Origin of the sequence: Mycobacterium sp. (assembly GCF_035633495.1) — a bacterium.
Taxonomy (GTDB): domain Bacteria; phylum Actinomycetota; class Actinomycetes; order Mycobacteriales; family Mycobacteriaceae; genus Mycobacterium.
The window spans coordinates 67,984-82,041 of the sequence record NZ_DASQEU010000088.1 but is presented as its reverse complement, the minus strand read 5'-3'; the positions used below and the strand labels follow the sequence as shown (position 1 = coordinate 82,041).

At 67.2% G+C, this 14,058-nt stretch carries 16 protein-coding genes and 2 pseudogenes; 11 read left to right on the top strand and 7 right to left on the bottom strand.

Annotated elements, in window-relative coordinates:
- Positions 1–939 (top strand): zinc-binding dehydrogenase (locus VET27_RS13945; protein ID WP_526519019.1); only part of this gene is annotated, 939 nt, incomplete at its 5' end.
- Between the two features lie 18 nt (positions 940–957).
- On the opposite strand, the gene VET27_RS13940 is transcribed toward VET27_RS13945, so the two are convergent.
- The 5 genes and pseudogenes from VET27_RS13940 to VET27_RS13920 all read right to left on the bottom strand — a co-directional run bounded on the left by VET27_RS13940 (position 958) and on the right by VET27_RS13920 (position 3,829).
- Positions 958–1,410, bottom strand: coding sequence for a hypothetical protein (locus tag VET27_RS13940; RefSeq protein WP_526519017.1), 453 nt, complete (start codon positions 1,408–1,410; stop codon positions 958–960).
- Positions 1,411–1,425: 15 nt separating this feature from the next.
- A complete protein-coding gene (locus tag VET27_RS13935; RefSeq protein ID WP_526519015.1) occupies positions 1,426–1,776 on the bottom strand; it encodes a hypothetical protein in 351 nt (116 codons plus the stop codon).
- Positions 1,777–1,825: 49 nt separating this feature from the next.
- Positions 1,826–1,900, bottom strand: a pseudogene (locus tag VET27_RS13930) (hypothetical protein); the annotation flags it as partial.
- Between the two features lie 121 nt (positions 1,901–2,021).
- Positions 2,022–2,192 (bottom strand): annotated as a pseudogene (locus tag VET27_RS13925) (alpha/beta fold hydrolase); the annotation flags it as partial.
- A gap of 140 nt (positions 2,193–2,332) precedes the next feature.
- Entirely contained in the window at positions 2,333–3,829 is a 1,497-nt protein-coding gene (locus VET27_RS13920) for a potassium/proton antiporter (protein ID WP_526519013.1), read from the bottom strand.
- Positions 3,830–3,968: 139 nt separating this feature from the next.
- On the opposite strand from VET27_RS13920, the gene VET27_RS13915 reads away from it, so the two are divergent.
- Positions 3,969–4,697: a potassium channel family protein gene (locus VET27_RS13915; RefSeq protein ID WP_526519011.1), complete on the top strand. Its 729-nt coding sequence runs from the start codon at positions 3,969–3,971 to the stop codon at positions 4,695–4,697.
- Here the strand turns inward: VET27_RS13915 and VET27_RS13910 are convergent.
- Positions 4,694–4,996, bottom strand: coding sequence for a hypothetical protein (locus tag VET27_RS13910; RefSeq protein WP_526519009.1), 303 nt, complete (start codon positions 4,994–4,996; stop codon positions 4,694–4,696). The genes VET27_RS13915 and VET27_RS13910 overlap by 4 nt on opposite strands.
- Positions 4,997–5,699: 703 nt before the next feature.
- Between VET27_RS13910 and VET27_RS13905 the strand changes: the two genes are divergently transcribed.
- Both VET27_RS13905 and VET27_RS13900 read left to right on the top strand, forming a co-directional pair.
- On the top strand, positions 5,700–5,909 hold the full coding sequence (locus VET27_RS13905; RefSeq protein ID WP_526519007.1) for a hypothetical protein: 210 nt from the start codon (positions 5,700–5,702) through the stop codon (positions 5,907–5,909).
- A gap of 30 nt (positions 5,910–5,939) precedes the next feature.
- Positions 5,940–6,083 (top strand): hypothetical protein, encoded by a 144-nt coding sequence (locus VET27_RS13900; RefSeq protein ID WP_526519005.1) that lies wholly within the window; start codon positions 5,940–5,942, stop codon positions 6,081–6,083.
- A 33-nt stretch (positions 6,084–6,116) separates the two neighbouring features.
- Here VET27_RS13900 and VET27_RS13895 read toward each other — a convergent pair whose 3' ends face one another.
- The gene (locus VET27_RS13895) at positions 6,117–6,692 is read right to left on the bottom strand and encodes a TetR/AcrR family transcriptional regulator (RefSeq protein WP_526519003.1); all 576 of its coding nucleotides are present in this window, start codon (positions 6,690–6,692) and stop codon (positions 6,117–6,119) included.
- A 174-nt stretch (positions 6,693–6,866) separates the two neighbouring features.
- On the opposite strand from VET27_RS13895, the gene VET27_RS13890 reads away from it, so the two are divergent.
- The 7 genes from VET27_RS13890 to VET27_RS13860 all read left to right on the top strand — a co-directional run bounded on the left by VET27_RS13890 (position 6,867) and on the right by VET27_RS13860 (position 14,053).
- Entirely contained in the window at positions 6,867–7,520 is a 654-nt protein-coding gene (locus tag VET27_RS13890; RefSeq protein WP_526519001.1) for an HAD-IA family hydrolase, read from the top strand.
- Between the two features lie 57 nt (positions 7,521–7,577).
- A complete protein-coding gene (locus VET27_RS13885; RefSeq protein WP_526518999.1) occupies positions 7,578–8,801 on the top strand; it encodes a sedoheptulose 7-phosphate cyclase in 1,224 nt (407 codons plus the stop codon).
- Positions 8,798–9,640: an O-methyltransferase gene (locus tag VET27_RS13880; protein WP_526518997.1), complete on the top strand. Its 843-nt coding sequence runs from the start codon at positions 8,798–8,800 to the stop codon at positions 9,638–9,640. Before VET27_RS13885 ends, VET27_RS13880 begins: the two co-directional genes overlap by 4 nt.
- Positions 9,637–10,992: an ATP-grasp enzyme gene (locus VET27_RS13875; RefSeq protein WP_526518995.1), complete on the top strand. Its 1,356-nt coding sequence runs from the start codon at positions 9,637–9,639 to the stop codon at positions 10,990–10,992. Before VET27_RS13880 ends, VET27_RS13875 begins: the two co-directional genes overlap by 4 nt.
- Positions 10,993–12,042, top strand: a complete 1,050-nt coding sequence (locus tag VET27_RS13870) for a D-alanine--D-alanine ligase family protein (RefSeq protein ID WP_526518993.1) — start codon at positions 10,993–10,995, stop codon at positions 12,040–12,042.
- Positions 12,021–12,794 carry a TauD/TfdA dioxygenase family protein gene (locus tag VET27_RS13865; protein WP_526518991.1) on the top strand — a complete coding sequence of 258 codons (774 nt, stop codon included), beginning with the start codon at positions 12,021–12,023 and terminating at the stop codon, positions 12,792–12,794. Before VET27_RS13870 ends, VET27_RS13865 begins: the two co-directional genes overlap by 22 nt.
- A gap of 74 nt (positions 12,795–12,868) precedes the next feature.
- A complete protein-coding gene (locus VET27_RS13860) occupies positions 12,869–14,053 on the top strand; it encodes an acyl-CoA dehydrogenase family protein (RefSeq protein WP_526518989.1) in 1,185 nt (394 codons plus the stop codon).
- Positions 14,054–14,058: the final 5 nt, after the last annotated feature.

Genomic DNA, 14,058 nt, shown 5'->3' with positions numbered 1-14,058 from the left:
GAGTCGGCGGCCATCTGCGGCTCCGACTTGCACTTCTACGACGGCGATCTGCCGGTGGGCGACGGCGTGGCCGTCGGCCACGAATTCATCGGCACCGTGCTCGAAGTCGGCCCCGAGGTGGCGACCGTGCGGGTCGGCGATCGCGTGCTGGCCGCGTCAGTCACCGGCTGCGGGCGGTGCGACGGGTGCGCCACGGGCAACCCGGTCACGTGCGTGCACGGCATGCAGATCTTCGGTTCGGGGGTGCTCGGCGGGGGCCAGGCCACGTCGGTCGCCGTGCCCAGCGCCGACTTTCAGCTCCTGCGCATTCCCGACGGCGTGGACGACGAGGCTGCGCTGCTACTGACCGACAACCTGTCGACCGGCTGGATCGGCGCGAAGAAGGCCGACATCCCGCCGGGCGGGACGGTGGTCGTCATCGGACTAGGTGCGGTCGGGTTGTGTTCGGTACGAGCCGCCTTCGCGCAGGGGGCGGGCACCGTTCTCGCCGCCGATCCCGTGGCGGGCCGGCGCGCACTGGCCGTCGATTCGGGGGCGACTGCCCTGGACGGCCCGACGGCGGCGGCGGTGCTCGAACACACGGGCGGGCGCGGTGCCGACAGCGTCATAGACACGGTCGCCCTGGACGCGACGCTCAACGACGCGCTGGCCTGCGTGCGCGCTGACGGCACCGTTTCCGTCCTCGGGGTGCATGACCTCAATCCCTATCCACTGCCGATCCTCATGGCCTTGATCCGCAACCTCACCCTGCGCATGACCACTGCGCCCATCCAGCAGACGTGGACCGATCTCCTTCCGTTGGTGACGAGCGGGTCGCTGCGCACCGACGGCATCTTCACCCACCGCTACCCGCTATCCGAGGCGGCCGACGCGTATGCCGCGGTGGCGGCACGCAGCCCGGAATGCGTGAAGGTGATCCTCAATCCGCCTGCGTCGTAGTCTCAGCCGTCGTAGACCTCAGCCCGCGTAGACGACCTCGTCGAACGGCCAGGCGTCGGCGAGCCATGAGCGAATCGCTTGTCGCAGAACGGGATCGAGGTCGGCGACGTCGGCTCGGACCCATGACCGCACGTCGACGCTGCCGGGTCGCGGCCCGGGATTCAGGTAGACGCAACCGATGACGTCGTCCGCATCCGGCCGCAGGACCGTGTAGGCGAAGGCCACCCGCCGTTCGAATTCGTCGTCGTGCCGCACCAGGTCGACGAGATTGGCCTCGGCCGTGAATCCCTCGTCCGGTGGCCAGTCGAGACCGTGGAACCCCGGCGTGCCCTGAATGTGCCCGATGCTCGACATCCACGCGGCGAGGTCGGAGGCGTTGTGCTGCGGGCCCAGTGGCTCGAGCCGGAAGCGGTCCGCGCGAAATTCCGGCGGGACGTCGAAGTCGTTCGGTACCAACGGCTTTTGACTCATGGTCGTACTCTAGCGTCACACGAACCGCGGGCTGGTGGCCGTCAGCATGGCTGCCAGCATGAGAACGATCTCCTCGGGAGCATCGGCACCGCCCTCGTCGTCCCTGCCGTCCTGAGCCGACCGCTCGTGCTCCGCGGCAAGGGCGAACATCGCCGTGGCGACCGCGGCGACCCGGCGGCGGCGAACCCGGCGGTCGGCGACGGGCACGGCGTGGGACAGCGCCTCCAGAACTCGCGGCCAGGCGGTCTCCGCCGAGTCGTGTGGCTCGGTTCTGAGCCGGGGCCCGACCACCTGAAGGAACCGCGCATAGTGCGTGCTCTCGAGGCGCAGCAGCGGAAGGACCAGGATGCGCGATGGTGAACGCATCGTCGATCATCCGCCGGATGCCGAACCCCTCCGGGAAGCCGACGAGGTCCTCGGTGGCGAGGTCCTCGACCGGCACTCGAGCCCGGCCCGCGAGGCGATGATCGGGGCGGCAGGCGAACACCATCGGCTCCTCGGCGAGCGTGCAGAACCGAAGTCGACCGTCCCGGTCAGATGCCCGCGGTAGTCGCTGAGCGCATCCTTGGCCAGGCGGGCGGAGCGAAGCAGTTGACGGGCGTGCTCGCGGCGAGCAGCGGGGCCACGTCGACGTAGCTGTGGATGTCGTACGGCCAGCCGTGCAGCAGGATGACGGGCGGACCGTCGGTCGTCGTGGTCGCCGGCTGTGACGTGCACGCGGTGACGGCCGCTCCCGCCGCTGCCACGCCTGCCACGATGGAGAACTGGCGTCGATTGATCATGTTGCATGCCTTCGCGTTTCGAGTGGCAGTCGGTTCTGCGCTCTTGGTGCCGACAACTCGCACTTCTGCGCCAAGGACGCAGAGTCGACGATGTGTCACTCGGTGGAACGCCGCGAACGCAACGCGAATTCTCGGGCCTGCTAGTCCGGTTCGCCGTACTCGTCGAACCAATACGCGAGCTTGCCCCGCCGACTGACCGCGCGGAGTCTGCGCTCGGCGGCGGCCCGTGTCTTCGTCGTGGTGACGATCAGCAGTTCGTCACCGGCTTCGATGCGGGTGTCCGGCAGCGGGACGAAGGTGTGGCCGTCCCTGATGATCAGGGTGATCACACTCGGGTCGGGTAGTCGAAGCTCCATAACGGTGACGTTGTGCAGGCGGGAGGTCGGGCGCACCGTGAGCGTCAACAGCTCCGCTTCGAGGACGTCCAGCGGTGCGGCATCGACCTGGATCTCACGGGGGGAGTCGCGGGGGATCAACCGCAGGGCGTGCGCGATCGGGCGGAGGCTGGGTCCCTGCACCAGCGTGAAGACGACCACCAACAGGAACACGATGTTGAGCAAGCGGTTGCTGTCGGGCACACCCGCGACGATCGGAAACGTCGCCAACACGATCGGGACCGCACCGCGCAGCCCTGCCCACGACAGGAAGACCTGCTCGCGGAGCGGAATGCTGAAGCCGGCCAGCGAGCCCACCACCGACAGTGGCCGTGCGACCAGTAGCAGCACCAGGCCGACGACGATCGCGGGGACCACGTCTGCAGCGAGTTCGCTGGGGTCCACCAGCAGGCCGAGGAGGACGAACAGGCCGATCTGGGCCAGCCAGCCCAGCCCCTCGGCGAAGGATCGGGTCGCCGACCGGTGCGGCAGTCCGGAGTTCGCGAGAACCACCGCGGCCAGGTAGGCGGCGATGAAACCACTGGCGTGCACGGCGCCCGCCGCCGCGAAGGCCACGATGCCCAGCCCGAATGTCCCGATCGGATACAGCCCGGACGCCGGGAGGGCGATGCGCCGTAGAACCAGAGCCCCGAGGAATCCGCAGACCAGTCCGATGGCAGAGCCGGCCAGCAGTTCGTACACCAGGTCGGCCACGGCGCTCTCCGGCTCGAACACGAAGGGCACGGCGCTGAACATGAGCACGAAGATGACCGCGGGCGCGTCGTTGAAGCCGGACTCGGCCTCGAGCAGCCCGGCCACCCGCCGGGGCAGGGGCAGGACGCGCAGGACCGAGAACACCGCTGCCGCGTCGGTGGAGGACACGATTGCTCCGAGCAGCAGCGCGAGCTGCCAGCTCATGCCCAGCAGCAGGTGCGCACCGGCAGCGGTGATCAACATGCTGATGACCACGCCGATGGTGGCCAGTGCGCCCGCGGGCGCCAACACCTTGCGGATGTCGGCGAAACGCGTCGTCAGACCGCCCTCGACCAGGATGACGGCCAGTGCCGCGGTACCGACGTTCCTGGCGAGTTCGACGTCGTCGAACTGAAGACCGAGGCCGTCCTCACCGATGGCGACGCCGACGAGCAGGAACAGCAGCAGGCTGGGGAACCCCACGCGGGTGGCGACCCGGGTACCGACGATGCTGGCCAGCAGCACGAAGCCGCCGATCAGCAAGGCCAGATACAGCTCGTGCAGGCTCAATGCGTTCCCGTTCGGACATGGTCGTAGCGGCCAACGGCCAGGGGCGCCAACCGGAGTGTGCGGTCAGTATTTCAGGAGGGCGCTCGGTTGGGGTTGGGGCGCACGTCGGCGCGAGGCCGAGGCGACGGCACTGCCCCGGATGGACGAAGATGGCGGAGTGGCGGAGCGAAGGACGCGCATCGGGATCGCCGGCGCAGGCAACGTCGGTCGATCCGTCGCGCGAGAACTCCTCGACAACGGTCACAAGGTCCTGTTGATCGAACGCGAACGCCGCAAGTTCGAACCGCACGTGGTCCCCGATGCGGACTGGTTGTTCGCCGATGCATGCGAGGTGACGACGCTGGAGGAGGCGGGCGCCGAGACGTGCGACGTCCTTATCGCGGCCACCGGTGACGACAAGGCCAACCTCGTCGTCGGTCTGCTGGCAAAGTCCGAGTTCGGCGTGCCCCGAGTCGTGGCGCGGATCAACGAGATCCGAAACGAGTGGCTGTTCACCCAGGCGTGGGGGATCGACGTGGCCGTCTCGACCCCGGGTGCGATGGTGGCCGGAGTCGAAGGCGCCATCGACGTGGGCCACCTGATTCGGTTGATGGGGCTGCGGCAGGGGCAGGCGGATCTGGCGAAACTCACACTGCCCGAGGACAATCCGCTCGTCGGGCAGCGGGTCGGCGACCTGGGCCTACCCGCGAACACCGCCATGGTCACCCTGGTCCGCGGCGGCAGCGTCATCCTGCCCACGCCCGACCAGGTGCTCGAGGCGGGCGACGAAATGCTGTTCGTCTCGGACAGTTCCGTGGAGAGTGCGATCAGGGCGGCCATCCACGGGGCCGAGCCCATTCGAGCGCTGAAGGACCTGTACGGCTTCTAGTGGGGTGGCGTCCGCTTCGGGAGTGACCGTTTGAGTGCGCGCATCAACGCCACCGCGGGCGGAGAGATACCGATGGCCGGGGCGAAGAACAACCACGCCCACAGCCATCCCGGCGCGATTCCACCGTCCTTGAACGTGGCGATGACGGTCAGGACGCCCTGAGCGATCCACAACGGGCCGAGCAGGATTAGTCCCGCGAACCCGACGGCGACGCCGCCCTCCCAGCGCATGGACTCGTCCGGCGAATCCGCGATGCCCGTCGCCATCGCGGGCGGCGGCGAGCGCGATGACGCCGCCAAGGGCAAGCGCTACGAGGTCCACGACTGGCACCGGTCGAGTATTCATGGCAACGCCGTCGGCCAGGATGGCGGAGTGCAGGAACTAGCCGAGTACCAGGAGCCCCATTCCAGGGTCGTCGTCTCCCTGGAGGGAGATGGTCTCGTCTTCTGGTCGGACACCGACGACAACGGCCGGTCGATCGTGGGGGAGATCCGCATCCCGGTCGCCGACTTCTTGGCAAAGGGCGAGGGGCCCTGGCCGTGGTACGACCTCAGCTACCGACGTGACGGTGCGCTGCTGGTGCTCGACGCGCTCGGTGTCGGGCCGCAGCCGCGGGACTCGACCCCGATGCTCTCGACGCCTGCGGGGCCACGCCGCCCTGGTACGCGGTGCGCTCGCTCGACCACCACGCCGCACTGGTCCCGATCGACGCCGGTGCCGACGCGGCGCGGCGAATCGAGCTGTCGGCGCGGGGGGAACGGTTCACGACGATTTTGCACGAGATCGTCCGGTGCGGGCGGACGGTGGCGCTGGCAAGGGGCGTGGACCCGTCTCCGCTTGACTCGGACGGAGCGACGCCGATGCACCGTCTCGACGAGCGGTCCGACCACCTCAATCCCCAGATCACGCGGGCGCTGATCACTGCTGGCGCCGACGTCAACGCGACGACGGCCAGCGGCCACGACCGATCCACAGCGGATCCTGCCCGCAACGGCCGCGTCGATGCTCGATCTTGGTGCCGAGCCGGCGAAGGCGGTGACTGTGCTCCTGAACTGGTGGGCGGCGAACGTCCGCTGGGCCGCCTACCGCAAGGGCGAGGTCGTGAACGTCATCGAACTCCTGCGTGCGGGCAGCGCGGTGGTCACCGCAAGGGACCGGGAACTGGCTACCGAGGCGGGCGTCTCCGAGGTCGTCGCCGTGCTCGATGCCTAGGCTGGGGTGAGACCGAGCGAAAGGTGTCCGTTGACCGCCGTCATCGTCATCTCAGTGGGGCTGCTCCTTGGCGTCGGCCTCGTCGTCAGCCAACTCGTTCGCCTCAAGGAGTGGCTGGGCAAGTCTCCTCCCGCGGAGCCACCCGAAGCGACCCCAGGTGAGCCGACCGAGTAGGTAGCCGCACGGGCTTGCGAACGAAATCGGGCGTCAGTCACCCGCCGAGTTGGCTAGGACGACGTCGACGGCCGCCTCGATGACGGCGTCGTCGGGCACGGTCCCGAACATGAGCGCCGGGCACGCGACGACGCCGGTCAGCATCGAGACCGCTGCGTCCAACCCGGCGCCGGAGAAGCGCTCTTCGAGCATCTCGTACATCTGGTGCTGCCCGTCGGTGTTGACCCGCTCCCTGATCTGCGCCATCTGCTGAACGGACGCCCACTCGGCCATCCCGGACAGCACGCGGTCCAATCGCATGTCGACGACGCCCGCACGGAAGACCTTGAGCTCTTCGATCAGGTCGGTGCGCAGATCGCCCGTCAACTGATGGTGCGGCATCTCACCCAGGCTTTCGATCGCCATCGCGATGAGGTCGATGCGGGCCGGCCAGTGCGTGTAGAGGGTCGTCTTGGAGTACCCGGCGATCTCGGCGACTCGAGCGTGCGTCACGGCCTCGGAACCCTCGCCGGTGAGCACCTCGAGGGCGGCCCGTGCGATGTCACCGCGGGTGCGTGACACCCTGGCGTCCTCGCCGGTGTCGCCGGCCTTGCCCTCAGCAGGTGTCATCTGAGTCAGTCACTCCTTCGCCTGCCCTTGTCGCCCTGATGGGTCGACCTGGACAAAAAGTTAACTTATGAACTTTCATCACATTACTGGATGGCCCTTGCACTATTGAACATTTCGATCAATAGTGTACTAGGAATCCAAGACCTCGATTCCACATGACACGAAGGAACCCCCATGTCAGCAATCCTCTTCGGCTCCATCAGCACTCTCGCCGACACGTCCGAACTGCAACGACAGGCGTTCAACGAGGCGTTCGCGGCCTACGGGCTGGACTGGCACTGGTCGCGCGAGGACTACGTGGCGATGTTGGGCAGCAACGGCGGCGCACAGCGGATCACCGACTTCGCTGCCTCCCGCGGAGCCGACGTCGACGCCACAGCGGTACATGCCAAGAAGTCGCAGATCTTCCAGGACCTCCTGCGTTCGTCGACCGTCTCGCCGCGGCCAGGCGTCGTCGCCACGGTCGACGAAGCCAAGCGCAACGACCACAAGCTCGGTTTCGTGACCACGACTTCGTTGGGCAACATCGACGCGCTTCTGGCGGCTCTGCAACCGCACATCAGCAGAGAGATGTTCGACCTGATCGTCAACGCCGACTCCGTGAAGGCCCCGAAGCCGGCTGCGGCGGCCTACGAGTTCGCTCTCGAGCAACTCGGCGAGGACGCTGCCAGCGCCGTAGCTATCGAGGACAACTTCGGCGGGGTGGCCTCCGCCGCAGCCGCGGGCATCAAAGTCATCGCCTTTCCGAACGAGAACACCGCCGGAGGCGACTTCAGCGCTGCCGACGAGACGGTCGACTCCCTCGACGCCGCACGGCTGCTCGGCTGATCACGACATGACGCACCCATCCGACCGACCCCAGTCCCCGGAACGAGGAACTTCACGATGAGCAACCTTCAGGCCCGAGTGACCGTGAGCGACAGGACATTCCACGTCACCGGTTACGAGAAGATCGAGTACGACCTGGTGTACGTCGACGGCGTATTCGCCATCGACAACACCGACCTCGCAGACAGTTACCGTCCGTACGGCCGCGCATTGATGGTCGTCGACGACACCGTCTACGAGATCTACGGGGACGCGATCCGGTCGTACTTCGACCACTACCGCATCGACCTGACCGTCATCCCGGTTCAGATCCGGGAGACGGCGAAGTCGCTGGAGACCTTCGAACGGATCGTCGGTGAGTTCGACGCCTTCGGGCTGGTGCGTACCGAGCCGGTGCTGGTGGTCGGGGGAGGGCTGACCACCGACGTCGCCGGATTCGCCTGTGCCAGCTATCGGCGCAACACGCCGTACATCCGGATCCCCACCACGTTGATCGGATTGATCGACGCCAGTGTGTCGATCAAGGTCGCCGTCAACTACGGCAAGCACAAGAACCGCCTCGGCGCCTACCACGCGTCGCAGAAGGTCCTTCTCGACTTCTCCTTCCTCAAGACGCTGCCCGAGGACCAGGTGCGCAACGGGATGGCGGAGCTGATCAAGATCTCGGTCGTCGGCAACGCCGAGATCTTCGAGTTGTTGGAGGAGCACGGCGCGGACCTCCTGCGGACCCGGTTCGGTCACCTCGACGGAACGCCGGAACTGCGTGCCATCGGCGAACGCCTCACCCATCTGGCCATCGCGACGATGCTGGACCTCGAGGCGCCCAACCTGCACGAGATCGACCTCGATCGGGTCATCGCCTTCGGTCACACCTGGAGCCCCACATTGGAGCTCACACCGCCCGTGCCCTTCTTTCACGGTCACGCCATCAACATCGACATGGCCCTGTCGACGACCCTGGCCGAACAGCGAGGCCACCTGTCGGCCGACGACCGTGACCGCGTTCTCGGCGTGATGAGCTCGCTGGGGCTTGCCCTGGACAGCGACCATCTGACACCGGAACTGCTCGAGCAGGCCACCGCGTCGATTCTCAAGACGCGCGACAATCTGTTGCGCGCTCCCATCCCCGACCCGATCGGTCAATGCCGCTTCCTCAACGACGTGACGACCGATGAGCTCGCCGACACGCTGACCCTGCACAAGAAGATCTGCGGCGAATACCCTCGCGGCGGCGACGGCGTCGACGTGTTCACGGTGCCCGAGTCCAGCGGTCTCGCGTGACCGACGTTGCGGTGCGGCCGAACGGTGTGGCAATGCGGGCCCGGCCGGTGACACCGTCGACCATCCTCGCCGGGGAGCTCAAGGATCTGTGCGCGGAACTCGGCGCGGAACCCGGCGTCGATCCTGGCGTGTTGGCGCGGCTTCGGCGCGCGCGTGACCTCGCGGCAGGTCTCGATCCGTACCTCGACCAGTGCACCACTCCGGAGTCGCCTGCCCTGGCGGAGCTGGCGCGGCGCACCCGCGAGACGGACTGGACTGCCCCGCACGGCGCGACGTTCCTCGAACAGGAGATGCTGTCCGGCCACGTCGAAGGTCAGGCACTGAAGTTCTTGGTGCATCTGGCCGGTGCCACCCGCGTCTTGGAGATCGGGATGTTCACCGGATACTCGGCACTCGCCATGGCGGAGGCGGTACCCGACGACGGCGTGGTCGTCGCGTGCGAGATCGATTCGGCGGTAGCGGGTTTCGCCAGGGAGTGCTTCGACGCCTCGGACGTCGGTGAGAAGATCACGATTGAGGTGGGCCCCGCGATCGACACCCTGCGACGGTTGTCGGCGCAGCCGGGGTGTCAGTTCGACTTCGTCTTCATCGACGCCGACAAGGCTGGCTACCTCGACTACGTCGAGTTCCTCCTCGACAGCACTCTGTTGTCGCCGCACGCCGTGATTGCGGTCGACAACACCTTGCTGCAGGGTGAGCCCTACGCGGACGTGGACATCTCGAGCAACGGTGCTGCCATCGCGGGATTCAACGCCGCCCTTACCTACGACCAGCGCATCGAGCAGGTGTTGATACCGCTGCGTGACGGACTGACCTTGATTCGGCGGGTGCAGGCGTGACGGCACTTCTGGACATCGGCACCCCCACTTCGGCGAGCGCGCCGAAACTCAAGGACGCCAACGCCGGCCGGACACTTGCCACTCTCGCCGCGCTGTTCGTGACGCTTCCCGTCGACCTCGCCCTGGTGGCGGTCGCGTTGCTGATCCGAAGGCCGAACCAGTTGGCCCACAGGGCCATTGGCGGCCAACAGACCGTCCTCATCAGCGGCGGCAAGATGACGAAGGCGCTCCAGTTGGCGCGGTCGTTCCATTCGGCTGGTCACCGTGTCGTCCTCGTAGAGTCCGCGAAGTACCGTTTCACCGGGCACAGGTTCTCCCGCGCGGTCGACGCGTTCCACTGCGTGCCCGAACCCACGGCGCCGGGCTATGCGGAGGCGCTGCGTGACATTGCGCTGCTCGAAGGCGTCGACGTCTTCGTGCCCGTGTCCAGTCCGGCTGCGAGCGTTCACGATGCGCGCGCCCGGCCGCTGCTCGACGATGTGTGCGAGGTGATGCACGTCGGCGCCGAGACCGTGCAGATGCTCGACGACAAGGCGGAGTTCTCCCGCACGGCGGCCTCCCTCGGTCTGCGGGTCCCCGACTTCCATCGGATCACCGACGCCCGCCAGGTCGAGGAGTTCGACTTCCCGGAGGGCCGCAGCTACATCCTCAAACGGATCGCGTACAACCCGGTGGGGCGGATGGACCTCACCCGGTTGTCGGGGGCGACGCCGGAGCGGAATGCCGCGTTCGCGCGTTCGCTCTCGATCTCCGAGAACGACCCGTGGATCCTGCAGGAGTTCATCGACGGCCAGGAGTACTGCACGCACGGCACCGTCCGGCATGGGTGGCTCCAGGTTTACGGGTGCTGTGAGTCGTCGGCGTTCCAGATCAACTACGAGAACATCGACAAGCCCGAGATCCGTTCGTGGGTGGAGGAATTCGTCGGAGCCCTCGACCTCACGGGTCAAGTCTCCTTCGACTTCATCGAAGGGCGAGACGGCCACGCCTATGCCATCGAGTGCAATCCTCGCACTCATTCGGCGATCACGATGTTCCACGACCACGCGCAGGTGGCCGCGGCCTACCTCGACGACGGCCATCCCGTCATCACCCCTCGCCCGGGAGCCCGCCCGACCTACTGGATCTATCACGAACTCTGGCGCCTGCTGACCCAAGCGAACCGCCTGAGCAGACTCAAGACCATCCTTCGTGGCAAGGACGCGATCTTCACCTGGTGGGATCCGCTGCCGTACTTGACGGTTCACCATCTGCAGATTCCGTCGTTGCTATGGGCCAATCTCCTGGAGCACCGGGGTTGGACACGAATCGACTTCAACATCGGCAAGCTCGTCGAGCCGGGAGGGGACTGAATGTCCCTGGCCGTCCTCCACCTCGTCGGCTCTGCGGTGGACGAATTTCACGCCGACCTGTCGCGGCTCTACGCCGGAGCCTGTCTGCAAGCGCTGGCCGACCCCGAACGCTACGAGGTCCGTCTGGCGTACGTCTCGCCCGACGGTTCGTGGCGATTCCCGTCGGACCTCGGCACCGACTCCCTGGCGTCGGCCGCAGCGATGTCGCTCGCCGATGCCGTCACGCACCTGGGCCTACTGAACGTCGATGTCGTTGTGCCGCAGATGTTCTGCCTGCCAGGGATGACCTCGTACCGGGCACTGTTCGACGTACTCGGCATCCCGTATGTGGGCAATGGACCCGCCGTCATGGCAATCGCGGCCGACAAGGCCAAGGCCAGGGCGATCGTGGCCGCGGCGGGCGTCGCAGTGCCCGCGGGCGAGGTGGTGCGCCCCGGTCACTGGTCTTCTCTGCCGCTTCCGGTCGTCGTGAAGCCCGTCGACGCCGACAACTCCGTGGGCGTGTCCCTGGTGCGGGATCCGGGCGAGTACGACGCCGCGATCGACTCGGCGATGGCCCACGGCGGAGCCGCGCTGGTCGAGTCCTACGTCGAGCTCGGCCGAGAAGTGCGGTGCGGCATCGTCGTCCGCGACGGAGAGCTGGTGTGCCTGCCGTTGGAGGAGTACGCGGTGGATTCGGCGAGCAAGCCCATTCGCGGGCAGGACGACAAGCTGGACCGCACCGATGACGGTGACCTGTACCTCGTCGCCAAGGACCCCAGCCGGGCGTGGATCGTCCCGGCGGACGATCCGATCAACGAGGCGGTCTGGGACGCAGCGCGCCGGTGCCACCTTGCTCTGGGCTGCAGGCACTACAGCCTGTTCGACTTTCGGATCGATCCCGACGGCAGGCCGTGGTTCCTGGAGGCCGGCCCCTACTGTTCGTTCGCACCCTCCAGCGTCGTCGCCGTGATGGCCGCGGCGTCCGGCGTCGACGTCGCCGACCTCTTCGCGGACGCGTTGGGTGAGCTCGATCTCGGAGGGTCGCGGTGCCTCAGTACGACACACTGACACCCATCGGTGCCACCGTCACCGGCCTCCGGGTCGACGCGATCGGTGAGCGGCAGGTCGACGAACTCCGCGTTCTGCTCGCCGAGCACGGGGTGATCGTCCTTCCCGGACAGGACGTCGACGACGAGGGCTTCCTGCGCTTCCTGCGCAGCTTCGGCGAGACGGCGTTCACCGCGGGTGAGACCCCGGTGCCGGGCTGCAGCGACCTCAACCTGATCAGCAACGTCGGGCGCACCACTACACCGCGGTCGACGTTCCACACCGACACCAGCTATGTGCGACATCCGCCGGCCTACACGGCATTACGTGCGGTGACCGTTCCGGTGTACGGCGGTCAGACCCTGTTCACCAACCAGTACGCGGCGTACGAGACGCTTCCCGCCAAGATCCGTTCGTGGCTGGACGGCCGCACGATCACCCACGTCGTCACGGGTCTGGACCTCGATGCGGGACAGGAGACGTCGGCGGTGCATCCAATCTTCACGGTTCATCCGCTGTCGGGACGTACCGCGCTCTACCTGTCGACCCCGCAACGGTGCGCGGCGGTCAGCGGGATGCCACCGCGACTGGCGAAGGACACCATCTCGTTCCTCTTCGACCACTCGACGCGCGAGCACAACGTGCGCCGCCACTCCTGGGCCACTGGCGACGTCGTGATGTGGGACAACCGATGCGTGCTGCACCGCGCCGACCACGACGGGGTGATCGGGGATCGCGTCATGCACCGTGGGATGGTGGCGGACCGGCGGTGAGCGCCGGCGCGCCATCGGTGAACAGTTTCCGAAAGCTGTCAACTGACGGCGATCACGGCGGTAGCGTCTCGAGCATGACCATGACAACGCACGTGCAGGACGACGTCGTCGCAACGGCGCGCGGGATGCGTGACCTGGTGCGGGCCGAGGCCGCGGAGTCCGAGCGATTGCGGACCATGTCGCCAGCGATCGTCGAGGAGATGTGGGCCAGCGGCCTGATGACGGCGTTCAATCCCGGCGTGGCAGGCGGGGTGGAGCCGTCGTTCACGGAGATGATCGGCACGTGGATCGAAATGGCTTGGCAGGACGGCTCGTTCGGCTGGACCGGGATCGCGAATCTGCCGTCGTCCTTCGCTGCGGCATCGTATCTGCCCGACCGGGGTTTCGCCGAGGTGTTCACCGCCAACGACAACCACGTCACCATGGGTGGGCAGTTCGCGCCCAACGGACAGGGTGTCGTGGTGGACGGAGGTTACCGGCTGACCGGTGCGTGGAGCTTCGGGTCCGGCACCGGACACGCGCAGTACGTGGCGGCGGGGTTCATCCCGATGGACGACGGCGAGATGCGGTGGATCAGCGAAGGCATCCCCGAACTGATGGTGGCGCTGCTGCCGCGCGATGAAGTGGCCTTCACCGACGGCTGGAACGTGCAGGGACTCAAGGGAACCGGGTCCTACGACTACAACGTCGCCGACGTGTTCGTGCCCGAGTACCGCACGTTCCGGTTGTTCACCACCGTGCCGCTGCGCGGCACGTCGCCCGCCGGACGGATGGGCATGATGCCGGTCACCGCGGCAGGCCACGCGGCGTGGGCGCTCGGCGTTGCCAAGAGCATGCTCGACGACGTTCAGGAGCTGGCGGCCACCAAGTACCGGATGAGCGACATGGAGTCGCTGGCCAGCCGCCCCACCTTCCAGAAGGACCTGGCACACCACGTCGCCGCATGGCGGGCCGCGCGTCTGCTGGTGCTCGAGGCGTTCACCACCGCCGAGGCCGCGGTCGCGGCGGGCGATGACCTGACTCCGACGTTGCGGGTGGACATGCGGGTCGCCGCCGTCTATGCCACCGACGTGGCCCGCGAGTGTGCGCAGTGGGCGCACCTGGTCGCAGGCACGACCTCGATCCGCGAGGGCAGCAGGCTCGAGCGGGCCTTCCGCGACGTCTATACCGGAACCCAGCACGCGTTCATCAGTGAGAAGGTCGCGATCGACTCGGCGCAGGTGTGGCTGGGGATCATCGAGGACCAATTCTCCCTATGAGCCGG